Raw genomic sequence first — 21,063 nt, forward strand, 5'->3', positions numbered from 1 at the left:
GACGATCACGTAAATGGCTTCGCAGACCACGGCGCCGAGCACGAGCAGGTTGCCCAGCCAGGCGTTGCCGGCGGCGCCCGGGGCGCTGGCGCTGTGCGTGTCGCCGCGCGACAGGTTGAGCAGGGCGACCCCGGCAATCGCCAGTCCGATGCTCACCAGCGTGCGTCGTGACGGGCGTTCGCGCAGCACGCCCCACGACAGCAGGGCGACACAGGCCGGCAGCGTCGCGGTGATGACCCCGGCGGCGGTGGCCGTCGTCATCCGTACGCCCGAGAGCATGAGCAAGGTGAAGAGAAACGTGCCGAAGAACGTTTGCACGAAAAGGTTGCGCCATTGGGGGCGCGTGACGCGTCGCATGGCCGAGGGACGGTAGCGGGGCGCGAGGGCGACGATGGCGATCACGAAGCGCCACAGCGCGAAGGCGGCCACCGGCATGACGGCGACCATGGTCTTGCCGATGCCGACGTTGGTGCCCACGAAGGTCATCGCCAGTGCCAGCGCGAAACTCGGAAAACGCGCAAACAGGCGGTCGGCGGGTGACCCCGTCGGGGGCGACGGCGTGGGTGGTTGGAACGGAGATGTCGAATTCACGGGCGCTCCGTGCGAGTCCGGGGTGGCGAGTCGGGGGGGATGCGGGTAGGATTGTAGCGAATTCGCCACAGTCTGACGCCCTACGGGTGCGCGTTCGCGCGAGTCCCGCGCGCGGCGCGACGATGTCGCGTGCGCCAGTGTAAGGCGTTAGTAAGTCGCTCGTCTTAATGTGACGTTAGCGATCTGTTTGGGCTTGATTGCAATGGTTTTTGCATATCTATAAGAGGGGACAACTCATGGCAGCAATCGAATCGGTATTGCAGGAGCAGCGCGTCTTCGCGCCGCCGCAGGCGCTCGTCGCCCAAGCGAAGATCTCCGGCATGCCCGCCTATGAGGCGCTGTGCGCCGAGGCCGACAAGGATTACGAGGGATTCTGGGCGCGCCAGGCGCGCGAAAATCTGGCCTGGCACAAGCCGTTCACGCAAGTCCTCGACGAGACCAACGCGCCGTTCTACACGTGGTTCGCCGACGGTCAGATCAACGCTTCCTATAACTGTCTGGATCGCCAGATTGAAGCGGGCCTGGGCGAGAAGACGGCCATTCTGTTCGAGGCAGACGATGGCACGGTGACCCCGGTCACCTATCGCGACCTGCTCGCGCGCGTGAGCCGCTTCGCCAATGCGCTCAAGGCCAAGGGAGTGAAGAAGGGCGACCGCGTGGTCATCTATATGCCGATGTCGATCGAAGGCGTGGTCGCCATGCAGGCGTGCGCGCGTATCGGCGCGACGCATTCGGTCGTCTTCGGCGGCTTCTCGGCCAAGTCGCTCAACGAGCGCGTGATCGACGCCGGGGCGGTGGCGATCGTCACTGCCGACGAGCAGATGCGGGGCGGCAAGGCGCTGCCCTTGAAGGCCATCGTCGACGAAGCGCTCGCGATGGGCGGCTGCGACCATGTGAAGTCCGTGATTGTCTACCGTCGCACGGGCGGCAATGTGACGATGCACCCAGGTCGTGACGAAGTGCTGCAAGATCTCGTCGCCGGTCAATCGGATCAGTGCGAACCGGAGTGGGTCAGCGCGGAGCATCCGCTTTTCATCCTCTATACGTCGGGCTCGACGGGCAAGCCGAAGGGGGTGCAGCACAGCACCGGTGGCTATCTGCTGTGGGCGTCGCTCACCATGCAGTGGACCTTCGACATCAAGCCCGACGACGTTTTCTGGTGCACGGCCGACATTGGCTGGATCACTGGTCACACGTACATCGCTTATGGTCCGTTGGCGGTGGGCGCGACGCAGATCGTGTTCGAAGGCGTGCCCACGTACCCGAATGCGGGGCGGTTCTGGGAGATGATCGGGCGTCACAAGGTGACCGTGTTCTATACAGCGCCGACGGCGATCCGTTCTTTGATCAAGGCGGCCGAGCAGACACCCGCGGTGCATCCGAAACAGTACGACCTGTCGTCGCTGCGCATTCTCGGGTCGGTCGGCGAGCCGATCAATCCGGAGGCGTGGATGTGGTACTACGAAAACGTTGGCGGCGGGCGTTGCCCGATCGTCGACACGTGGTGGCAGACGGAGACGGGCGGACACGTGATTACGCCGCTGCCGGGTGCCACGCCGCTGGTGCCGGGGTCGTGCACGCTGGGTCTGCCGGGCGTTGCGGTGGCCATCGTCGACGAAACCGGGCAGGACGTGCCCAACGGTCAGGGCGGCATGCTGGTGATCAAGCGTCCGTGGCCGGCGATGATTCGTACGATCTGGGGCGATCCGGAGCGTTACAAGTCGAGCTACTTCCCGTCGGAGTTGGGCGGCAAGATCTATCTGGCGGGGGATGGCTCGATTCGCGACGCCAAGACGGGCTACTTCACGATCATGGGCCGTATCGACGACGTGCTGAACGTCTCGGGTCACCGCATGGGCACGATGGAAATCGAGTCGGCGCTTGTCGCCAATCCTCTCGTGGCCGAAGCGGCGGTCGTGGGGCGCCCCGACGACACCACGGGCGAGGCGATCGTGGCGTTCGTGGTGCTCAAGCGTTCGCGCCCGACGGGCGACGAAGCCAAGCAACTGGCCGTTGAACTGCGTAATTGGGTGGGCAAGGAGATCGGGCCGATCGCCAAGCCGAAGGACATTCGCTTTGGCGACAACCTGCCGAAGACTCGTTCGGGCAAGATCATGCGCCGTTTGCTTCGCGTGATTGCCAAGGGTGAGGAGATTACGCAGGACACGTCTACGCTAGAGAATCCGGCCATTCTGGAGCAGCTCAAGCAGGCGCAGTAAGCGCGGGTTCCGCGGCGGGGCTATGGCAAATCGCTCGCAGACCGGCTCGGCCGGCAAGGCCGACCCGGTGGGCGTCAGCCGGCCGCCGGGGCTTGCTGCCGGTGGCTCGCTGCCCGATGTCGACTGGCATGGGGCAGCCGCCGGCATTGCGGCGCGCCACTGGCGCAGGACATTGCGTTGGGTGGCCGTGCTCATGGCGATCGGCTTCGTGGTGACATTCGTGCCGCAGTTCTGGGCGCGCGAGTGGGCCGAGACGCGATTTGCCGGGTGGCCGCTGCCGTTCTATATGGGCGCCCAGGGTTCGATTCTGGTCGACATCGGCCTGATCGTCGCCTACGCGTGGCTGCAACGGCGCAATGACGCGCGCTACCATCGTGAGCTAAACGCGTTGCGCGATGCGCATCGCGAAAGTCTCGGCCTGGATAGCGACGGGATGAACAACGCTGCGGCGTCTGCGGCATCGCGAAGCGCTTCCTCTCTCGCTCCCTCTCGCGTCGCGTCGGCGCCGACGTCCCGATGAGTTTCACGCGCAGAATGCTGCGCTACTACCTCTATTACACGGCGGGCTTCCTGGCGTTCGTGTTGATGATGGGGCTGCTCGAGCGGGTCAACGGCCCGGGCGTGTGGATCGGCTACGCGTTCCTGTTCGTGACGATTGCCGTTTACGCCGTAATTGGCCTGATCTCTAGGACGTCGGACGCTGCCGAGTACTACGTTGCGGGGCGTCGTGTGCCGCCGGTGTTCAATGGCATGGCATGCGCGGCGGACTGGATGAGCGCGGCGTCGTTCATGGGGTTGGCGGGGTCGCTTTACGTGTCGGGCTACGATGGCCTTGCGTACGTCATGGGATGGACCGGCGGGTACTGTCTGGTGGCGTTCCTGCTTGCGCCGTATTTGCGCAAGATGGGGCGCTACACGGTGCCGGACTTTCTTGGCACGCGCTACGACAGCAACGTGGTTCGGGCGTTGGGAGTGTTCTCAACGATTCTGTGTTCATTCGTCTATCTGGTGGCCCAGATTCAAGGCGTGGGACTGATCGCGTCGAGATTCATCGGTGTGGAATTCACCATTGGCATTTTCTTTGGGTTGGCGGGCATTCTCGTGTGCTCGTTCCTGGGGGGCATGCGCGCCGTGACGTGGACGCAGGTGGCGCAGTACATCATCATGATCACGGCATTTCTGGTGCCGACGGCCATGATCGGCCATCAGACGGGTAACGGTTGGTTTCCGCAATTCAGCTATGGCACGGCGTTGGCGAAAGTCGAGGCGCTGGAGCGCCAGATACAGCAGTCGGTGCCTGAGCGTGAGGTGCGTGATTACTACCGTGAGCAGGCGGAGCAGATGCAGCGTCGGTTGGACGGCTTACCGGACAGCTTTTATGGTGAGCGTGCGGAGCTGGAGCGGCAGTTGCTGGATACGAAGCGTCGCAACGGGCCGTTGCGCGACGTGAAGGTGCTGGAAGCGAAGCTGGAGGCGTTCCCGCGCGACGTCGGCGAGGCGCAGAACCGTTGGCTGGAGATGCGCAATCAGTATGTGGAGCGCAGTGAGCCGCAGCACGCGATGACGGAGCCGTTCCCGGCGCACGACGACGCTACGCGCAACGCGCAGCGCTTGAACTTTCTGTTGCTGATGGTGTGCCTGATGATCGGCACGGCGAGCTTGCCGCACATCTTGACGCGGTATGGGACGACGGCGACGGTGCAGGGCGCGCGTAGTTCCGTGGGGTGGACGCTGTTCTTCGTGGCACTGCTGTATGTGAGTGCGCCGGCGCTGGCGGTGATGCTCAAGTACGACGTGCTGTTGCATCTGGTGGGGGCGCGTTATGAGAATCTGCCGGGGTGGGTGATGCAGTGGCGGCATGCGACGCCGGTGCAGCTCGATATCTCGGATGTCTATCGCGACGGCGTGGTGCAGTGGGGCGAGATATGGATGCAGCCGGACATGCTGGTGTTGGCGGGGCCGGAGATTGCGGGACTACCGTACGTCATTTCGGGGTTGGTGGCGGCGGGGGCGTTGGCGGCGGTGTTGTCGACGGCGGACGGGTTGCTGTTGACGATTGCGAACGCGTTGTCGCACGACGTCTACTTTCACATGGTGGATCGCAATGCGTCGAGCCAGAAGCGGGTGACGACGTCGAAGATCTTGTTGTTGTGCGTGGCGATGTTTGCGTCGTATGTGACGTCGCTGAACCTGGGGAACATTTTGTTCCTGGTGGGGGCGGCGTTTTCGTTGGCGGCGTCGTGCTTATTCCCGGCGTTGGTGCTGGGGGTGTTTTGGAAGCGTACGACACGGCTGGGGGCGACGGCGGGAATGGTGAGTGGGTTGCTGGTGTGTGTGTATTACATTGTGACGACGTATCCGTTCTTCACGCGTTTGACGGGGTTTGTCGGGGCGCGCTGGTGGGGGGTGGATCCGATTTCGGCGGGGGCGTTCGGGGTACCGGCGGGGTTTGCGGTGGCGATCCTATTCAGCTTGCTGGGTGGGCGTCCGAGCGAACGTGATCGACATCTGGTGGACCATCTTCGCCGCCCGTAACGATGCGTGGCGGAAGCATTTTTGGCGGGGTTCGTGCGAAAGGGTATGGGATGTTGCCGATGATCTGCTATAATTCGCGACCTTCAGGAGAGATGGATGAGCGGTTTAAGTCGCACGCCTGGAAAGCGTGTATAGGTTAATAGCCTATCGGGGGTTCGAATCCCCCTCTCTCCGCCAAAGATGTGAAAAAGCCCTTGATTTCAAGGGCTTTTTTTATTGGTGTTTCGATCGACTATCAGTTCGACTATCAAGTCAGATGACCCCGCTGGGCATTGATCAGCCGAAAATAGCCCGCACGTCCAGGTCAAGGGCGCCGACGAATTTTTCCAGAGTATCAAGCGTAGGAAGTTCTTCGGACCGCTCTATCGTGCTTACGTAGTTCCGATCCATCCCGATCATATCTCCCACCGCCTTTTGCGACAGGCCGCGAATCACGCGTGCATCTCTAACCGCGTGACCGAATACTTCAGGCGGCACCGATTTCATCGACTGCTCGGTGTGTTCGCCGACGAGCAACGCGCCCGGTTTCGTCTGAAGTGCTTCGGCGATCCGAAAGACCGTTCGGATTGAAACGTTTGGAGCGGTGCGCTCGATGCGGCTAATCGACGTTCTGTCCATGTCCACTTTGTCCGCGAATGCCTCCTGCGACAACTTCAAGTGTTTGCGGCGGGCTCTGACCGTTTCGGCAAAGCACTCCCTCAAGCTTCTCATCAAGACCTTCCCGAAGAACGAAGTCCCCGGGATTCTTGGTTGAAACACGACGCGTAACCACGGCACCTATCTTGTAGACATTTTTATTTGCAAGACAAATGCTACAATTTGTCCTGAATGAAGCAATGGGAAAACGTCCGACGAACTTTCGGGAAACTGAAGAATGAAAAAGATGTTGTATTCGGGGCTCATCGTCCTGCTGGCTGGTGCCGCAGAAAGTGTCACGGCACAGTCCATTCCTCCGGCCTGCCAGCAATACGTCACGGCGATCAATGTGTGTGGGGCGGATTTGGTCAAACTCATCGAGTTGCGTAAGCCTGCCGACCTTGAAAACACCAAGCGGTACGTGGACACGCGCGGATTGGTGGCGGATATTCGGGCGCACATCAAGAGCGATGGTTATGACCAGGTGGCTCAAGCCTGTGCAACGACCGCACGCGATGAACTGCAAAAGGGGATTATCAACGTCACGACGATGCTCACGTTCGGTGGTGGCATGACTTCGCGATGCCAGCAAGCTGCGGGGGCAATCCGATGAGTCGAGGGACAACGAGTTCGAATCGCGCGCGAAGCGTGCTGGTAGTCACGTCCGTCGTGATCGGATCTGCTTTCGCTGGGTGGGCGCGGGCCGAGACGTCGCAGCCCTCGTTCGACTGCCGCAAAGCGACGAGTTCGGTTGAGCGTTCGATCTGCATTAGCCCTGAGCTTTCGGCGCTGGATCGTCAACTTGCACAGGCGTTTGTTGCGGCGTCGGCCCGGACAACTGACGAGGAAGGGCTTCGAAAAGACCAGAACAAGTGGCGGACGACTATTCGCGACAAGTGTCGTACCGACGAATGTATTGCGGACGCCTACGGCGCTAGAACGCGCGCACTTAGCGTGACCGCACAAAACGGCCGAGTGCTTGCTCTTCCTGGCACTGGACCAGCCCCACTTCCCCCGAAGACGTCCGTAATCGCTGGGGTGATCCTTTATGGAGCCCTCGTATTTGACCACGACGCCGCTGGCGGCTTTACCGCAGTTCAGGTGGGTGACCGTCAGTACAAGCTTCGTTACGTCTGGAACGTGCCCGAAAGTGCTGCCGAGCAAATTAACCGGCTCGAAGACGCCTCTCAAACGGTCAGCGTTATCGGGGATCTCCTCGTTTGGCCAGACGGCACGAAGGAGTTCGATGATCGTTCGAGGGCAATGGTGCTCATTCCGAAGAAGTAAGCCGCTGCGGCATTCCTTGCAGATCGAAGTCGGACACATAAGTGGGGAAGAAACATGAATGTTCTGATGAAAAAAGATGACACCGTCGTCTCAGTGAAGATCGGCGTGGCCTGGTCGTTTTGGTTCGGGCTCGCATTTCCAATCGTGGCGATTGTTGCGTATGCAAGGCGCCGTCTGTACATCCCGGCGTTGATCGTCATCGGCTACATCGTCGCGCAAACGTTGCTTCGCACAGGCAACTCGATATGGATTGGGCTCATCGACGTGATACCGGAGGAGCCCGCATATGCGAACAGGGACTTCTACATGGTGTCTCTGTTGCTGTGGTGCGCGTACGGGCTCTACGTGGGACGTTACGCGCTATGGGGCAACAAGATCACTGCACGAACGCTCGCTCGACGCGGCTACGTTTGCCCGTTGGCCGATCATGCTGAGCTCGCCCGGGCTGCTTGGTCGATAACTGGCAGCACGAGTACCGATGTGGGCGCTCAGAAAACATGATTCAGGTGCGGGCGCAATTTCGATAAGCGCGCACGGGGTTTGAGTCCGCGCGCATTCAATGGACAAGGCTAATGAGTAATCCGGCAGATTTTCTCTGCGCGATTCAATTTGCGGCCGAGCGACACAGGAATCAGCGTCGGAAAGACGTTGATGCGTCACCCTATATCAATCATCCGATCGCGGTCGCTCATTTGCTTGCGACGGTGGGTGAGGTTAGCGATATTTCAGTACTGATGGCTGCAATTCTCCACGACACCATCGAGGACACGGGGACAACAGTTGAAGAACTGAGATCGCTGTTTGGTGCAGAGGTCGCGCAGATCGTTTCGGAAGTGACGGACGACAAGACGCTGCCAAAGCAGAAGCGAAAGGATTTGCAAGTGCAATTCGCGCCAGAAAAGTCACACAACGCTGCCCTCATAAAAATCGCTGACGCCACTTGCAACTTGCGTGACTTGGTGGATGCGCCGCCTTCGGGGTGGTCTCTTGATCAGAGGCGGGAATACTTCAACTGGGCCGCTCAAGTGGTCGAGAGGCTTTGCTGTGACAATGCGTCACTTTTGCTCGCGTTCGGAATTGCGCATGGTCGGGGCGATCGAGAATTCTCCCCAATGAGAGCATGAAGTGCGCCGCAAGTAGAACGGCAGAGAATCATGTCCGCTCATTCCTACCGACCTAGGTGATTTAGCGTGCTCTTCCCGACATGGGGGCGTTAACTCGCCAATGGAGTTGAAGACGGAATGGGCGCGGAACACAGGTAATAGTGGTCATCAGGCACCTATTCATGGCGAACATAGGCCACTACAGTTTGAGATTCAAATCGGTCGGAATCTGGATCGCTACCGCCGGTGGCATATGAATCAGTCATCGTCCTTCGATATAGGTAGATTTACTGCTTTGCCCGCCAACTTTTTCCGCAGGTCGTTGAGTGTCTTTAGACTTGCGACCGTCTCTGTGGGCCGCTGAGTTGCGATGCCCACCAGCAAGGCTTCGATGAGGCCGAGCGTTGCAGTGTGCATGCTCAGCATGTCCGCACGTCCCCGTGCCACGGGAAGAATTTGATCGACCTGCTGCCGAAGCTTGGCGGCAAGCGTGTCCGTCAGAAGCAGTGACCCCAGCTTCTGCCGTTTGATTTCACGCAGCAGCAAGGCCAGTTCTTCATACACTCGTCCATAAGCAAGAATGACAACGAGATCCCCCTTGCGCAACGACCGCAGATCATCAGCGAAAAGAAGGCCGCTGTTAGTCAGACCCGCGGCATCCAACCCGAAGCGTTTGAGTTGCAGGACGAGATAGGTTGCTATGGCGCTTGATGGCCCCAAGCCGAAAACGAGGATTCGTTGAGCCTGGATCAGGCTGCGAACGGCATTTTCAAAGTCCTCGGGCTTGATCGAACGACAGACGCCTTCAAGCGACTGCCGGTGTATTTCCATCGTCACGTCGAAAGCTACTGCTAGGCTGGAGCCAACTTCGCCTAGTGTTCGAGTGAGCCGGTCGGCCGGCGAGATTGAATCACGCAATTCGCGGGCAAGTGCGCGCCGAAGATCGTCAAGACCGGCAAAGCCCAAGGCCTTAGCTGTACGCACGATCGTGGCATCACTGGTGCTTGCTTTCGCCGCCAGTGCGGCGGCAGAGGCGATGAGAACCTGCTCGCGGTTCTCCTGAAAGAACGCTGCGACGCGTTGCTCTGCCGGACTCATGCGCTCGATGCTGTTCGCGATTCGCTCATCAAAAGTTGACGGTGTTGGCGGCACGTGTAGATGCTCCTTGACTTATGTTGTAAATGCTACGAGAATTTTAGCAAATATGTAGCAAACACTACAATCCAATTGGTGCCCAATGAACTCTATTGCCTGGAATATCGCTGCGCCCGCTATTGGAGCTGCCTTCCTTGCGTCGCTTGTCGAGGTTGTGGAAGCGTTCACGATCGTTCTAGCGGTCGGCATTTTGCGCGGATGGAAACCTGCGGCACTTGGCACCGCTGCGGCGCTCATTGTGCTCGCCCTGATGATTGTGGTGCTAGGCCCATTGCTCAACCAGGTACCCCTTCACTTACTCCAGTTCGTCATTGGGGTGTTGCTTCTTCTGTTTGGAATGGGATGGCTTCGCAAAGCCATTCTCCGAGCGGCAGGTGTTATCCCGTTACATGACGAGGTGGCCATTTTCGCATCTGAGTCCGCGCAACTCGTTGACGCGGGCATTCGTGAACGCGCCTCGCTTAACTGGATAGCCGGCATGACTGCGTTCAAAGCGGTATTGCTGGAAGGATTGGAGGTTGTATTCATCGTCATTGCCGTAGGTGCCGGTCGAGGACTGCTTTGGCCGGCTGCCTTGGGAGCACTGGCAGCCTGCATCGTCGTCCTCACCATCGGAATCATTGTCCATAGGCCTCTGGCGCGGGTGCCGGAGAACACTTTGAAGTTCGGTGTCGGTGTCATGCTGTCTGCCTTTGGCGTCTTCTGGACGGGCGAAGGTCTCGGCGTCGATTGGCCAGGCCAGGATCTAGCATTGGTGGTATTTGCAGGTGTGTTCCTTGCCGTCGGTCTTGCAACCGCATACCGGCTTCGACGAGTGCGTATGGAGATGGTGCAATGAGTATTCTTCGTGAAGTTGCCCAGGAACTTCTCGGAATGTTCCTCGCGGACGCGCGGCTCACTACGGCAACGCTAGTGCTTGTCGCACTCGTGACTGCCCTTGTCCTCGCCGTAAAAGTCGAGCCGCTGTGGGGCGGAAGCCTGCTTTTTTTGGGCTGTCTTGCAATCCTTGTTCGTGCAGCCCTTCGTGAAGCGAAACAACGGGACGTCCGGTGATGCGCGTGCAATGTGTGAACTAGCAGGATTGGATAGCCGTAGCCATCGCGCAACGGTTCACGCCTTCCGCGTTCAATGGCATGAAGAAGCAGAAGCGCCGACCAATCTCAATCTATCCACTTTTCTCCTCGTATAGCATGGGAGGGGCATTGCAATGGGACTACGCCACCTTCGATGCTTCTTGGCTGTCGCGGAAGAACTCCGCTTCGCCCGCGCCGCCGAACGGCTGCACATAGCCAATCGCCGCTATCCCGCTCTATCAAGGAACCGGAGGAAGAGCTCGGTACCCGTTCTTTCGTTCGCATCGCCCGCCGCACCCAACTGACCCGCATGGGGCGCCTGTTCTTGGAGCACGTCCGGCGTGTCTTCGCCACATTGGATCAAGTCCGCGATAGCGTAAAGTTCGCTCCGACGGTACCAGCCGAGGTTCTTCAGGCGGGGGGCAATGCAATGAGCACGACCAAAAAGCTGCGGGGCGGACCGCGGCTCAAAACCGAGAACGTCAAGCTGGCCTCGACCACTACGCCGCGCTGCACGCGTACGGGTGACGCGCGACCAGAATATTGACTGGTGGTGTTGCCACCACTGCATCTCTTTCCCGTGCCTCAACGGCAAGTTCGCCGGCCTATACGACTGGATTGTGAGGATTTCGGGCCGATATGCGGGCCTTCTTCTCGGCCGTTTGCCGACTTCTCCCCGGTCTGGTAGACTCCACAGTCGAAATACGGAGATGGCATTCCTCCCGTAACCGCCCTCGCAGGGCTGATGATGCCTGCTTAATCCTGGATACAGGAGGACGCAGGCCGCCCTCGCGCCTCTTTGTCCAGGTTTTTCGCGTCTGACTAACCTGGAAATCTCATGAAAATACATAAATTATCAGCTGCGCGAGAGCAGTTGATGATGCTGCCATACATCGGGCGCTGGGTTGCTTTGGCAACCGTAGTCGGTGGCTTATCTGGTAGCGCTTCCGCACTCTTTTTGTGGTCGCTCGAATTGGCGACCGACACACGTCTGGCGCACCCATGGCTGCTATGGCTCCTTCCTGTTGGCGGATTCATAGTTGGCTGGCTTTACCTGATTTTCGGGCAAAGCGTGGAAGGCGGAAACAACCTGCTTATCGATGAAATTCATGATCCGAAGAAGGTTATCCCTCTTCGCATGGCGCCGCTCGTATTCTTAGGCACAGTCGCTACCCATTTATTTGGCGGGTCGGCGGGGCGCGAAGGGACATCGGTTCAAATGGGTGGCGCGCTTGCCGACCAACTGACCCATTTCGTCAGACTCGATAGTGAGGAACGGCGCGTTATCCTGATGACGGGGATCAGCGCGGGTTTCGCCGCGGTGTTCGGTACCCCGCTGGCGGGCGCAATTTTCGGACTTGAGGTGCTGGCCGTCGGGCGTCTGAGATATGACGCCCTTTTACCGTGCTTCATCGGTGCGATTGTCGGGGACCTGACAACTCGTGCTTGGGGGATTCACCACACAGAGTACGTGATTGCTTCCATACCATCAGTTAATGCTGTGCACACTCTGCTCGTGATCGCGGCAGGTGCAATTTTTGGTGTTGCTGGAATGCTCTTCGCTGAGGGCGTACATGCGACGTCGGCGCTGTTCAAAAAAGTCTTCAAGTTCGCGCCATTGCGGCCCCTCGTTGGGGGGGGCGTAGTCGCGATAGCCGCCACGTTGATTGGTACGCCTCAGTACCTTGGGCTTGGTATTCCGACCATTGTCGACGCGTTCCACCACCAGTTGCCTTGGTACGACTTTCTGGGCAAAGCGGGTTTCACGATTCTCACTCTGGGCTCAGGATTCAAGGGGGGCGAGGTCACGCCGCTCTTCTACATTGGTGCGACATTGGGTAACGCCCTATCGCATATTTTGCCGCTTGCAGCACCAGTACTCGCAGGGCTCGGCTTTGTAGCGGTGTTTGCCGGTGCCGCCAACACGCCTATCGCTTCAACCGTAATGGCAATCGAGATTTTTGGCCCACAAATCGGCGCCTACGCTGCCGTCGCTTGTGTAGTGAGCTATCTGTTTTCGGGGCACACAGGCATATATCGTGCACAACGTATCGGGCATGCCAAACGAATCTCCATTCCAGAAGGTCTCAGGCTCTCGGAGATTCATGCCTTTCGGCGGGGTAACGTTCCACGCACTGATAGCACAGTCGAACGCCCGTAGTCGTGTCAAAACTCCCCATTGCATTCAGGATTACATCATCATGAGCAAACACTTTGCGCTCAGACTTTATTTTCATCACTCGGCTCGTGTGCGCCCCTCGCGCTTTTGGCATAAGGTGGCACGTCCGTCGCTCGCATCCCATTTGCTTAAGAAGGCCAGTGAAGCAGGCATTCACCAAGTCGTTATGCATCACGTCAAGGCAGGGTATCTGCCTGGAGACAAGTTAAGCAGAGACCACTCGGACATTCGTCCGCACAAGTTGCCTCATTGCATCGAACTGATTGACCTCGAGCATCGACTTCGGGAGTTTCTCGCTCACCACGGTGAACACCTGGAAAACGTGCGAGCAGTGTTTTTTCCTTGTGAGATTAACCCACAGGGAACTTGAGTAGTTTCGGCACGCGCGTATTAGTCAACCGTAAATACGCGCGTGTCGACGTTGTCACTCGTAGGATTGACGCTCTGGGATTACGCCTCGGACGCCTCCTTGGGGCCAGGGTGTATCTCCCACATAACGCGGAATCACGTGGATGTGTACATGCGGAATCGTCTGGCCGGAGGCATTTCCGACGTTCACGCCGACGTTATAGCCGTCTGGCTCGAACTGTCTATCGAGAAACGCCTTTACCTCGTCGACCAGAACCCACATCGCTAGTTTCTCTTCCTGCGACAGATCGAAGTAGGACGATACATGCCTGTTGCTCACGACAAGCATGTGTCCAGTGGTTACCGGATTGATGTCGTATATGACTCGCGCGTGTGCCTGACGAAATACCGCTTTCCCATCGTCGAAGCAGAAGGGGCACTTGGTGCCGTCCGCTTGCATTTCATCGGCTATGTGTCGCGAAGCGCGAACCCGTTCGTCCCTACGGAAGCTGTCGAGCACCATATTAACGATGTACATCACGCATAGCGCCAGGCCAACCATCGAAACTGTTTGTACGGTGGTCATGGAGTTCCTTGACGAGACAAAATTACCGAACGACCAGAACGGGGCAATGAGCGTATGCGACTGCAAGGCGCGACACCGAGCCCAATATCCATCTCTCGAATAGTCCTCGACCTCTGTGTCCGGTCACAATCAGATCCGCGTCCAATTCTTCAGCCAGGATCACGATCTGTTCTGCAGGATGGCCGACCCGAACAGTGCATTCGATGAGCAACCCTGCCTCTTCCGCTCGTTGCCGCAAATGTTTGAATGCTTCGTCAAAATAAGTCTCTGCTTGCTCGAGAAGTGCTTCCGTTTCAACGTCCTCGGCGATCTCTGGAGGTCTCGAGACCGCGAGGACATGTAAAACTGCTCGGTACTTTGATGCGATATCCAGTGCGTAATCAAACGCTTTTAGTGCTGCAGGAGAGCCGTCAAACGCAAGGATGATGATCTTGAACATAATCGCTACCTCCCCAATTACTCGCCCGTCCGTGTCGATTCTGGAGACGGGAGATCTATCGACGATTCGGTTGGTTCGTCACCTACAGTGGATGACTTTCTGAGAAGATGCTTCGGGAGAAATGCGGCATTTGCGATAAGCGTTGGGACAATTGCGCTGCCGATCACCGTCGCAATCATGAACGAGTATTGCGCCTGGCTAATGATGCCGTGAGAGAGACCAAATAATGCCGAAATGCTCCCGAAAGTCAGGCCCGTAGACATTAGTAGAGTTGTGTACATTGACTCGCGTTTTGGGGACCCGTAGCTGCGTGCAACGGGATATACGCCGACGCATTTCGTGAGGATCTTTGCCCCGAGTAGGACAAGAACGGGAAAAGGCGCTGCGATAATGTCCGGTACGGAAACGAACGATCCGGCGCGGATAAAGTAAAACGGTGTTAGCAGGCCGAACGTTAGTGTGCGAAGTCGCCTGATTAGGACGTGGTCCTTCCCTACTGTGCCTGCCAAGACCATTCCGACGATATACGCCGGCAGAACAGCCTCACTACCAGCCCAGGTTGCTAGTGCAGCCAAAGCAAAAAGCACCAGGAGGAGAAACTTCGCCTCGAGTTCGGACGGACGGTTGCCGTAGTGTTTAAAGAACCTTGGAGTGATCCACGGAAGAACACAAAACGCTATCGCGAGTCCGCCAAAGAAGATGAGCGTGCGAAGGGAAAATGGAGAAAAAATGAAACCTAGTGCGAGTACCGTTCCCAAGTCGTTCACAAAACACGCGGCAAGCACAGTCTTCCCATAGTTTGTCGCGTTGAGGCCAAATTCGAGCATGACGGCGTAAACGACAGCGACCGATGTTGTCGACAACGCGATGCCAACTAACCAACTCGCTCGCCAGTCCCAGTGGAGAAAAAAATAAGCGACTGCGAAGCATCCTAAAAATGGAGCGAAGAAGCCGATTAGGCCCACGGCCGATGCTTCTCTCCACTTGAGCCGAAAAACTTTGGGGTCTAGCTCCGCGCCAGCGAGGAATGTGAGCACAATCGCACCGGTACCAGAGAGGAACTGAATCCACCCTGAGTCGGTTTGCAGCACACTGGCACCAATAACTGCGCCGATGAGCAATTGCGCGACCGTGCCGACGACGATCTCGGAGAGTGCCGTCGCAATACGGAGCCAAATGGAAAGTAGCGTCGCGATGAGCGCCATCGCGAGCCAGATGGAGGCGAGGAGCCAAACATCTTTCATTTGGCACCTCCACAGCCCAAACATACGCGATTGGCGCGCGGGACAGACCGAGCGGCATGCCAACCGAAACAGGAAGGGGATTTGCGGAAACTCACGTGTGCCTCCGACCGAAAATCTTTGCATCTTCGAACGGAGTTGCGCAATAAAGTCCGCGCAATCCCGTACCCGGGTGAGCGCAGACATCATCAGCCATTGCGGCGGTTGAGGAGGATGTCATCTCCTTATTGTTATTTGCGAGTATAGAAGGTGAGAATTCCTTATTCAAGCGCTCACGGAGGAACGCGCGCGGGTGTACTCAACCAGACGATATAAACACTCGGCCAGGGTTCGGCCCGTGGCTCGTTTGCCGTTCTGATCAATCACCAGAAACGCTTCGTCCGACGGGCGCTCGTTAAACCCGAACACGGAGACATGCCCGAGTTCTCGCATCGCCCAATGTATGAACGCTGTTTGTTCGTGCTCAAGCGAACAAACACCTAAATAGTCTGGCCATCGAACCTCCTTGATGGCGCGAAATTCGTTCTCCGGTCGACCGGTTTTTTCGCAAATTGCGGAAATCATCGCGAGTGCAGATCGCTCATCTTCTGCATCATTGGTGAACGCGACGTCGGCGGTATCCTGGACAACCCAACGCGATATAGGGGCAACGCCCATCATCCGCCCGATCCGGGCGTTAATATCGGCAACCTGCACATCCATTCTTTATCTCCCGTGCACATCCCACTTCGTTCTTGTTGAGGCGTTTTGCGACGTCTATTCGTGCGGTTCGAATGCAGCTTTCGCATCAATAAGTTCTTTACGTGCAGCGTCGATGTCACCCCATCCCTCGAATCGAACCCACTTGCCAGGCTCAAGGGACTTGTAATTGGTGAAGAAGTGTTCAATCCTGCGCAGAAGGGCGTCACCCAAATCCGTAAGCGAGTCGATGCCAACGCTGGTTGCACAAATTTTGTCGATGGGCACCGCAACAACTTTTGCGTCTTCGCCGGCCTCGTCAGTCATTTTCATTAGCCCAATGGGACGACATCGGACCAATGCTCCTGTCGTAATTGGATATGGTGCGACGACCAGAACATCAACAGGATCCCCATCCTTGGATAACGTGCTTGGCACGAAGCCGTAGTTCGCTGGATAGCGCATGCTGGTCGACAGAAAGCGGTCCACACGAAATAGGTTTAACGCTTTGTCGGCCTCGTACTTAACCGGCAAACCATCTGCGGGGATTTCGATGATTGCGTTGAAATCGTCCGGAACGTTTGCGCCAGCAGAGATGTTATTAAAGTCCATGGGTATTGAGCCTTATGACAGCGAAAATCGTCTACCGCACAGTGAGATTTGCCGCATAGGCTAATTGTCACCGAGCATCTCGAAATCAATGGGGAAACGGGTATAGAAAACATGAACGCGTTCGGCGCGGACGACATCAAGCAGCCGCTCGGCTTCTTCGTCCGTTATGGCCAGTACGACTTCTATCGGCTGCTCGGCAAGCTCAAAAAATCTGGCTGCGTGGAGCTTGCCGACATGATCGATTCCTTCTGTACCGGCAATCATCGTCGCGCCGCGAATGCCCAACCGGCGCACTTCGAACATGAGCCATTCGGCCACCGTTTGATGGCCATGCCGGTGATTTTGCTGGGTATAGAAAGTGAGCTGACATCCTTGCATGATGACCTCCACAGGATCCACGCGAGCGAAGTCCGGGCGCAGATCCAGCTAGCCCAAATACAGATTTTCAGGATGGTTATCGCGCACAGGTCCCTCCGTCAGCTTATATTTTTCGTGATCGACGGGGACAAAAGCCTACGCCCCGCGTCAGCGGTCCGTAGGCATCATCAGCCAAAGGTGGCGGTTACAGGAGGAATGCCATCTCCTATTGGTATCTAATTTAGCACATCACAGTCCTTCGGTGACAACGAAACAGCTGTTCCCAAGGTCGCGACGGTCCGATCTGGGTACAAAAACAGCTTTAGGGCCGAATGGATTAGACACGTGACTATGTCAGCGGCGGCGATCGCTTCCGAAGCCGCCCCCTCGTGTCCTATCACCGCAATGGAAAGTCGTGAGGCATTGAACATGCCAACATCATTTCGCCCGTTTCCAATGGCAGCGACCCGAGACGCGCCCAGATGTCGGACGTAGTCGGCCTTCATGTCGGATTGTTCCTCACCATGCAAGGACACGAGTTGCACAGGCAAGTCCTTCGCCCGTACTGCTAGGTCACCATATACGTCGCCGGCGATCACATGAAGCAAGACGTCACGTGCAATGACCTGTAGCAATGGCGTTACTCCCGGGAGGACCACACCATTGCGTGCTAGTGTGCCATTGAAGTCGAGAACAATATGCTCGAAGGACAGTTCGCCAAATCCCGGAATATCGATGAATAGCATGGTCGGCCTCCTCTATTAGCGCGCATCGATCTCTGTGGTGGGTCGGAACGCGCTCGAGCCCGCATATTTCGCAGTTTCCCCGAGCTCGTGTTCAATTTCCAATAGTCTGTTGTACTTGGCGACGCGTTCACCGCGAATCGGAGATCCGGCCTTGATTTGTCCGCAATTCAGTGCGACTGCCAGATCCGCGATACCCGTGTCGAGGGTCTCTCCTGAACGATGAGAAACCATGCACGCGTAGCCAGCGTGTAATGCGATAGCTGCGGCATCAAGTGTTTCCGTCATCGTTCCAATTTGATTCGGTTTGATTAACGCACAGTTGCAACATTTTTCCTCGATTCCTCTGCGGATAAAGGCCGGATTAGTCACAAACAGATCATCGCCCACAATCTGCACACGATCGCCGAGGCTCTTCGTCATTGAGGCAAATCCCGCCCAGTCATCATCTGCGAGGGGATCTTCAAGCGAGATGATGGGATATCTATCAAGCCAACCGGTCCAATACGAAATAAGTTCCTCGGAACTGAGCGTCTGCGAATCGAGCCGGAGCAGGTACTCCTCTCCGTGACGAAATGCATTGGCGGCGGGGTCGACGCCAATGGCAACGTCAGTTCCGGCAGCGTATCCGGCCAGTTCAATGGCTTCCATCAGAAGCGTCAATACCTCTTCGTTTGAAGTAACCCCGGGCACATATCCGCCTTCGTCCCCGATGCTCGACCCGTACCCCCTTGAGATCAGTACATCGCCAAGCACGTGATAGATCTCTGACCCGTAGCGTAATGCTTCAGAAAATGTCGGAGCCCCGATCGGAATGATCTTGTACTCCTGGACGTCAGTGCCGCCCTTGGCGTGGACGCCGCCATTGACAACGTTGAACATAGGCACCGGAAGCACGTGAGCATTGGAGCCACCCAGATATAAGTACAGCGGAATGTGATGGTATTGGGCTGCCGCTCTTGCACACGCCAAGGAAACGGCCAGGGTTGCGTTTGCACCAAGATGCGCTTTCGTAGGCGTGCCATCGAGAAAATTTAGTAGCGCGTCAAGCTCGCGTTGATTATCGACGCGCTGTCCGTGTAGCGAAGCAGCCAAGCGGCCATTTACATTCGCCACCGCATGAAGCACACCTTTGCCTCGATATCTGGATGCATCGTCGTCGCGCAACTCTCTGGCTTCAAAGGTTCCTGTGGAGGCCCCTGAGGGGCAGGAAGCGATGCCGGTCACGCCGCCACTCAATGTGACCTTGACCTCAAGCGTAGGATTGCCGCGAGAGTCAAGAATCTCTCTTGCGTGAAGCGATTCTATGAGGGGAATCTGATACATGGCGCTCTCCCGAGATGCGGCGCCCGCAGGGGCGCGCGGTAACCAACGTCCGACAAAAAAATATGTCGGTTCGGTAGGCATCATCAGCCGGGAGGCGGTTAGAGGAGAATGCCATCTCCTTAGTTTCTAGAAGTCTACTCGAAATGCAGAGCGTGAACGTTGCGAAGCTAGCGTCTCTCGACACCGCCGTATCGAACTTGATAGACTAATTGAATAGGGAGATGGCATTCCTCCGAAACCGCCGAATGATCGGCTGATGATGCCTACGAGGTTTGGCGTGCAGAACGCTTTTTTCCTACCCCGGGGCTCACTTATGTACTCAGCGGTCTTAGCTGTCGGAATTGGCGGCGCACTTGGCTCCCTTCTACGTTGGATCTTGGGTGTTAGGCTCAACTCGCTATTCATCGACCTTCCTCTTGGAACGCTCGCCGCAAACATCATTGCGGGTTACATCATTGGCGTAGCAATCGCGTTCTTCGCTAGATATCCAGAAATTCCCTCTGAATGGCGATTATTTGTCATTACCGGCCTGATGGGAGGGCTTTCGACATTCTCGACGTTCTCCGCAGAGGTTTTCAATCATCTTCAGGCGGGGCACTTCGCTTGGGCACTGGGTGAGATAGCGATACATGTCACATGTTCGGTGCTTATGACTGCGCTCGGATACGCGACAATCGCTGTTTTCCAATGATGAATCTTTGGCAACGGATTGATATCGCGCGTCGAGCTTGGGGCAATTCACGGAAAAAAGGCCATAAAGACAAAGGCGCTGCAGATTGTCATATGTAGGGAGCCTCGAAGTACCGATGCACGTCCTGAAACGACGGTTAGAATTCCGACCACTGTGGTGAGGACGAGGAAGACCATTTCCTTGGGGCCAAGCCCAAGGGTTAGGCGCACACGCATGAAGCTTGCAGCTACCGCCACCACGGGGATGGTTAATCCTAGGCTCGCCATGGCGGAACCTAGGGCTAAGTTGAAGCTCACTTGCACCTCGCCTGCGTGCGCTGCGCGCATGGCAGTCAATGTTTCGGGAAGCGCAACAACGATTGCAATCATCACACCTACTGACGATATCGGGAGACTTGCACGTTGCACCATCGACTCGATACCGGGCGCCAAGATTTGAGCCGCCAGCGTTATCGCCATTAGCGCTGCGAGCAGCATCAGCACGGAAGACATGGCATTTGGGCGCTTCGCGAGTTGAACCGGTACGGAATTAGATGCCGCACGGCGCTCTGCATTGACATATTCGTGTAGCCATCCGGTTGACTTGACCGCATGTAGAACATAAAGCGCTACCGAGGCACATGAAGCAAATGTTAGTTGTGCCGAGTTGAACTGTGGGCCGGACGTACTGCTTGTAAACGTGGGCAATACCATTGAAAGGGTCGCGACCGTAGCTACGGTTGCAAACGCTGCCCCCGCGATGAACGCATCGAACTTCACGATCTGCTCGCGGCGCGTACTCACTAAGAGCGAAAGACCGATCATTCCGTTGCAACAGAGCATCAACGAGGAGAATACAGTGTCACGGGCGAGCGTCTGGGTCGCCCGCGTATCTGTGGCCATGACTGAGATGATGAAGCCGGCCTCGATAACGGTGACAGCTAACGCAAGTATGAGCGTGCCTAATATTGGACCAAACCTTGAAGCCAAGCGCTGCGCATAGTGCACGGAGCATAGTGCCAGTGCCGCAATCGTTAAGAACAATAGCCACATGTCAAAATAACTGGGAACTGTGCGCAGCTCGGCAAAAATCACGCCCAATCCGATGATGGTCACCCCGTGCGGCCAGCCTAGTACTCTTATTTGGAACCACCTTCTTTCGAGGCCGTTTGTCATGGACATTGACTGTTGCTCCGCACTTGTCGATAAGGCGGAAAATTGGGTTCCCTCGATGAGGGATAAGAGGTATTGACGCAGCGCAGGTGAGCCATCATCTGCGCCGCTGT

24 protein-coding genes, 1 tRNA gene, 1 pseudogene and 5 riboswitches are annotated in these 21,063 nt (G+C 57.1%); of the genes and pseudogenes, 14 read left to right on the top strand and 12 right to left on the bottom strand.

The window, feature by feature from the left end; translation table 11 throughout:
- Positions 1 to 486 (bottom strand): DMT family transporter (locus A985_RS24820; RefSeq protein WP_039830115.1); only part of this gene is annotated, 486 nt, incomplete at its 3' end.
- A gap of 341 nt (positions 487 to 827) precedes the next feature.
- On the opposite strand from A985_RS24820, the gene acs reads away from it, so the two are divergent.
- From acs to A985_RS0109250, 4 genes are all read left to right on the top strand, one after another.
- A complete protein-coding gene (acs, locus tag A985_RS0109235; protein ID WP_017233121.1) occupies positions 828 to 2,810 on the top strand; it encodes an acetate--CoA ligase in 1,983 nt (660 codons plus the stop codon).
- Between the two features lie 22 nt (positions 2,811 to 2,832).
- Positions 2,833 to 3,330: a DUF4212 domain-containing protein gene (locus A985_RS26980; RefSeq protein ID WP_017233122.1), complete on the top strand. Its 498-nt coding sequence runs from the start codon at positions 2,833 to 2,835 to the stop codon at positions 3,328 to 3,330.
- Positions 3,327 to 5,345: a sodium:solute symporter family protein gene (locus tag A985_RS0109245; RefSeq protein WP_026131791.1), complete on the top strand. Its 2,019-nt coding sequence runs from the start codon at positions 3,327 to 3,329 to the stop codon at positions 5,343 to 5,345. Before A985_RS26980 ends, A985_RS0109245 begins: the two co-directional genes overlap by 4 nt.
- A gap of 86 nt (positions 5,346 to 5,431) precedes the next feature.
- Positions 5,432 to 5,522, top strand: a tRNA-Ser gene (locus A985_RS0109250).
- A 99-nt stretch (positions 5,523 to 5,621) separates the two neighbouring features.
- Here A985_RS0109250 and A985_RS29790 read toward each other — a convergent pair.
- Positions 5,622 to 6,056 (bottom strand): helix-turn-helix domain-containing protein, encoded by a 435-nt coding sequence (locus A985_RS29790; RefSeq protein WP_017233124.1) that lies wholly within the window; start codon positions 6,054 to 6,056, stop codon positions 5,622 to 5,624.
- Between the two features lie 163 nt (positions 6,057 to 6,219).
- On the opposite strand from A985_RS29790, the gene A985_RS0109260 reads away from it, so the two are divergent.
- The 4 genes from A985_RS0109260 to A985_RS24840 all read left to right on the top strand — a co-directional run bounded on the left by A985_RS0109260 (position 6,220) and on the right by A985_RS24840 (position 8,392).
- Positions 6,220 to 6,594: a hypothetical protein gene (locus tag A985_RS0109260; protein ID WP_017233125.1), complete on the top strand. Its 375-nt coding sequence runs from the start codon at positions 6,220 to 6,222 to the stop codon at positions 6,592 to 6,594.
- Between the two features lie 35 nt (positions 6,595 to 6,629).
- Positions 6,630 to 7,268, top strand: coding sequence for a lysozyme inhibitor LprI family protein (locus tag A985_RS26985; RefSeq protein ID WP_017233126.1), 639 nt, complete (start codon positions 6,630 to 6,632; stop codon positions 7,266 to 7,268).
- 54 nt (positions 7,269 to 7,322) lie between these two features.
- A complete protein-coding gene (locus tag A985_RS0109270) occupies positions 7,323 to 7,769 on the top strand; it encodes a hypothetical protein (RefSeq protein ID WP_026131793.1) in 447 nt (148 codons plus the stop codon).
- A gap of 71 nt (positions 7,770 to 7,840) precedes the next feature.
- Complete coding sequence (locus A985_RS24840; RefSeq protein WP_017233128.1) at positions 7,841 to 8,392, top strand: HD domain-containing protein; 552 nt, start codon at positions 7,841 to 7,843, stop codon at positions 8,390 to 8,392.
- Positions 8,393 to 8,629: 237 nt separating this feature from the next.
- Here the strand turns inward: A985_RS24840 and A985_RS0109280 are convergent, their stop codons facing one another.
- Complete coding sequence (locus A985_RS0109280) at positions 8,630 to 9,523, bottom strand: MurR/RpiR family transcriptional regulator (RefSeq protein WP_036656100.1); 894 nt, start codon at positions 9,521 to 9,523, stop codon at positions 8,630 to 8,632.
- 85 nt (positions 9,524 to 9,608) lie between these two features.
- On the opposite strand from A985_RS0109280, the gene A985_RS0109285 reads away from it, so the two are divergent.
- The 5 genes and pseudogenes from A985_RS0109285 to A985_RS27445 all read left to right on the top strand — a co-directional run bounded on the left by A985_RS0109285 (position 9,609) and on the right by A985_RS27445 (position 13,148).
- Positions 9,609 to 10,364 carry a COG4280 domain-containing protein gene (locus A985_RS0109285; protein WP_017233130.1) on the top strand — a complete coding sequence of 252 codons (756 nt, stop codon included), beginning with the start codon at positions 9,609 to 9,611 and terminating at the stop codon, positions 10,362 to 10,364.
- Positions 10,361 to 10,579 carry a hypothetical protein gene (locus A985_RS0109290; RefSeq protein ID WP_017233131.1) on the top strand — a complete coding sequence of 73 codons (219 nt, stop codon included), beginning with the start codon at positions 10,361 to 10,363 and terminating at the stop codon, positions 10,577 to 10,579. Before A985_RS0109285 ends, A985_RS0109290 begins: the two co-directional genes overlap by 4 nt.
- A gap of 154 nt (positions 10,580 to 10,733) precedes the next feature.
- Positions 10,734 to 10,987: pseudogene (locus tag A985_RS28140) on the top strand (LysR family transcriptional regulator); the annotation flags it as partial.
- A gap of 309 nt (positions 10,988 to 11,296) precedes the next feature.
- A riboswitch (Fluoride riboswitch) is annotated at positions 11,297 to 11,361 on the top strand.
- Between the two features lie 76 nt (positions 11,362 to 11,437).
- Complete coding sequence (locus A985_RS0109300; protein ID WP_017233133.1) at positions 11,438 to 12,760, top strand: voltage-gated chloride channel family protein; 1,323 nt, start codon at positions 11,438 to 11,440, stop codon at positions 12,758 to 12,760.
- A gap of 40 nt (positions 12,761 to 12,800) precedes the next feature.
- Positions 12,801 to 13,148, top strand: coding sequence for a DUF190 domain-containing protein (locus A985_RS27445; RefSeq protein ID WP_157211402.1), 348 nt, complete (start codon positions 12,801 to 12,803; stop codon positions 13,146 to 13,148).
- Positions 13,149 to 13,202: 54 nt separating this feature from the next.
- Here A985_RS27445 and A985_RS0109305 read toward each other — a convergent pair whose 3' ends face one another.
- The 8 genes from A985_RS0109305 to eno form a co-directional block, all read right to left on the bottom strand.
- Complete coding sequence (locus tag A985_RS0109305) at positions 13,203 to 13,712, bottom strand: HIT family protein (protein WP_232424570.1); 510 nt, start codon at positions 13,710 to 13,712, stop codon at positions 13,203 to 13,205.
- Between the two features lie 22 nt (positions 13,713 to 13,734).
- Entirely contained in the window at positions 13,735 to 14,151 is a 417-nt protein-coding gene (locus A985_RS27450; protein ID WP_083902243.1) for a universal stress protein, read from the bottom strand.
- Between the two features lie 17 nt (positions 14,152 to 14,168).
- Positions 14,169 to 15,395 (bottom strand): cation:proton antiporter, encoded by a 1,227-nt coding sequence (locus tag A985_RS24845; protein ID WP_051060112.1) that lies wholly within the window; start codon positions 15,393 to 15,395, stop codon positions 14,169 to 14,171.
- Positions 15,396 to 15,564: 169 nt separating this feature from the next.
- A riboswitch (Fluoride riboswitch) is annotated at positions 15,565 to 15,625 on the bottom strand.
- A 31-nt stretch (positions 15,626 to 15,656) separates the two neighbouring features.
- Positions 15,657 to 16,094, bottom strand: a complete 438-nt coding sequence (locus A985_RS0109320) for a hypothetical protein (protein ID WP_017233138.1) — start codon at positions 16,092 to 16,094, stop codon at positions 15,657 to 15,659.
- A 54-nt stretch (positions 16,095 to 16,148) separates the two neighbouring features.
- The gene (gene ppa / locus A985_RS0109325) at positions 16,149 to 16,682 is read right to left on the bottom strand and encodes an inorganic diphosphatase (protein ID WP_017233139.1); all 534 of its coding nucleotides are present in this window, start codon (positions 16,680 to 16,682) and stop codon (positions 16,149 to 16,151) included.
- 60 nt (positions 16,683 to 16,742) lie between these two features.
- Entirely contained in the window at positions 16,743 to 17,060 is a 318-nt protein-coding gene (locus tag A985_RS27455) for a DUF190 domain-containing protein (protein ID WP_028731200.1), read from the bottom strand.
- Between the two features lie 151 nt (positions 17,061 to 17,211).
- Positions 17,212 to 17,275, bottom strand: a riboswitch (Fluoride riboswitch).
- Positions 17,276 to 17,785 (bottom strand): HAD hydrolase family protein, encoded by a 510-nt coding sequence (locus tag A985_RS24850; protein ID WP_017233141.1) that lies wholly within the window; start codon positions 17,783 to 17,785, stop codon positions 17,276 to 17,278.
- 15 nt (positions 17,786 to 17,800) lie between these two features.
- Entirely contained in the window at positions 17,801 to 19,099 is a 1,299-nt protein-coding gene (gene eno / locus A985_RS0109340; RefSeq protein ID WP_026131796.1) for a phosphopyruvate hydratase, read from the bottom strand.
- Between the two features lie 76 nt (positions 19,100 to 19,175).
- Positions 19,176 to 19,236, bottom strand: a riboswitch (Fluoride riboswitch).
- Positions 19,237 to 19,316: 80 nt separating this feature from the next.
- A riboswitch (Fluoride riboswitch) is annotated at positions 19,317 to 19,381 on the top strand.
- Positions 19,382 to 19,421: 40 nt separating this feature from the next.
- On the opposite strand from eno, the gene crcB reads away from it, so the two are divergent.
- Complete coding sequence (crcB, locus tag A985_RS0109345; protein WP_026131797.1) at positions 19,422 to 19,799, top strand: fluoride efflux transporter CrcB; 378 nt, start codon at positions 19,422 to 19,424, stop codon at positions 19,797 to 19,799.
- 47 nt (positions 19,800 to 19,846) lie between these two features.
- On the opposite strand, the gene A985_RS24855 is transcribed toward crcB, so the two are convergent.
- Complete coding sequence (locus tag A985_RS24855) at positions 19,847 to 20,959, bottom strand: calcium:proton antiporter (protein WP_017233144.1); 1,113 nt, start codon at positions 20,957 to 20,959, stop codon at positions 19,847 to 19,849.
- Between the last annotated feature and the right edge of the window lie 104 nt (positions 20,960 to 21,063).

The sequence above is a fragment of the Pandoraea sp. B-6 genome, from assembly GCF_000282835.1.
Lineage (GTDB): Bacteria > Pseudomonadota > Gammaproteobacteria > Burkholderiales > Burkholderiaceae > Pandoraea > Pandoraea cepalis.

Excerpts from the sequence above, each read along its gene's own strand:
- acs (WP_017233121.1), top strand. The coding sequence starts at position 828 with ATGGCAGCAATCGAATCGGTATTGCAGGAGCAGCGCGTCTTCGCGCCG.
- A985_RS26980 (WP_017233122.1), top strand. The coding sequence starts at position 2,833 with ATGGCAAATCGCTCGCAGACCGGCTCGGCCGGCAAGGCCGACCCGGTG.
- A985_RS0109245 (WP_026131791.1), top strand. The coding sequence starts at position 3,327 with ATGAGTTTCACGCGCAGAATGCTGCGCTACTACCTCTATTACACGGCG.
- A985_RS29790 (WP_017233124.1), bottom strand. The coding sequence starts at position 6,056 with ATGAGAAGCTTGAGGGAGTGCTTTGCCGAAACGGTCAGAGCCCGCCGC.
- A985_RS0109260 (WP_017233125.1), top strand. The coding sequence starts at position 6,220 with ATGAAAAAGATGTTGTATTCGGGGCTCATCGTCCTGCTGGCTGGTGCC.
- A985_RS0109270 (WP_026131793.1), top strand. The coding sequence starts at position 7,323 with ATGAATGTTCTGATGAAAAAAGATGACACCGTCGTCTCAGTGAAGATC.
- A985_RS24840 (WP_017233128.1), top strand. The coding sequence starts at position 7,841 with ATGAGTAATCCGGCAGATTTTCTCTGCGCGATTCAATTTGCGGCCGAG.
- A985_RS0109285 (WP_017233130.1), top strand. The coding sequence starts at position 9,609 with ATGAACTCTATTGCCTGGAATATCGCTGCGCCCGCTATTGGAGCTGCC.
- A985_RS0109290 (WP_017233131.1), top strand. The coding sequence starts at position 10,361 with ATGAGTATTCTTCGTGAAGTTGCCCAGGAACTTCTCGGAATGTTCCTC.
- A985_RS0109300 (WP_017233133.1), top strand. The coding sequence starts at position 11,438 with ATGAAAATACATAAATTATCAGCTGCGCGAGAGCAGTTGATGATGCTG.
- A985_RS27445 (WP_157211402.1), top strand. The coding sequence starts at position 12,801 with ATGAGCAAACACTTTGCGCTCAGACTTTATTTTCATCACTCGGCTCGT.
- A985_RS0109305 (WP_232424570.1), bottom strand. The coding sequence starts at position 13,712 with ATGACCACCGTACAAACAGTTTCGATGGTTGGCCTGGCGCTATGCGTG.
- A985_RS27450 (WP_083902243.1), bottom strand. The coding sequence starts at position 14,151 with ATGTTCAAGATCATCATCCTTGCGTTTGACGGCTCTCCTGCAGCACTA.
- A985_RS24845 (WP_051060112.1), bottom strand. The coding sequence starts at position 15,395 with ATGAAAGATGTTTGGCTCCTCGCCTCCATCTGGCTCGCGATGGCGCTC.
- A985_RS0109320 (WP_017233138.1), bottom strand. The coding sequence starts at position 16,094 with ATGGATGTGCAGGTTGCCGATATTAACGCCCGGATCGGGCGGATGATG.
- ppa (WP_017233139.1), bottom strand. The coding sequence starts at position 16,682 with ATGGACTTTAATAACATCTCTGCTGGCGCAAACGTTCCGGACGATTTC.
- A985_RS27455 (WP_028731200.1), bottom strand. The coding sequence starts at position 17,060 with ATGCAAGGATGTCAGCTCACTTTCTATACCCAGCAAAATCACCGGCAT.
- A985_RS24850 (WP_017233141.1), bottom strand. The coding sequence starts at position 17,785 with ATGCTATTCATCGATATTCCGGGATTTGGCGAACTGTCCTTCGAGCAT.
- crcB (WP_026131797.1), top strand. The coding sequence starts at position 19,422 with ATGTACTCAGCGGTCTTAGCTGTCGGAATTGGCGGCGCACTTGGCTCC.
- A985_RS24855 (WP_017233144.1), bottom strand. The coding sequence starts at position 20,959 with ATGTCCATGACAAACGGCCTCGAAAGAAGGTGGTTCCAAATAAGAGTA.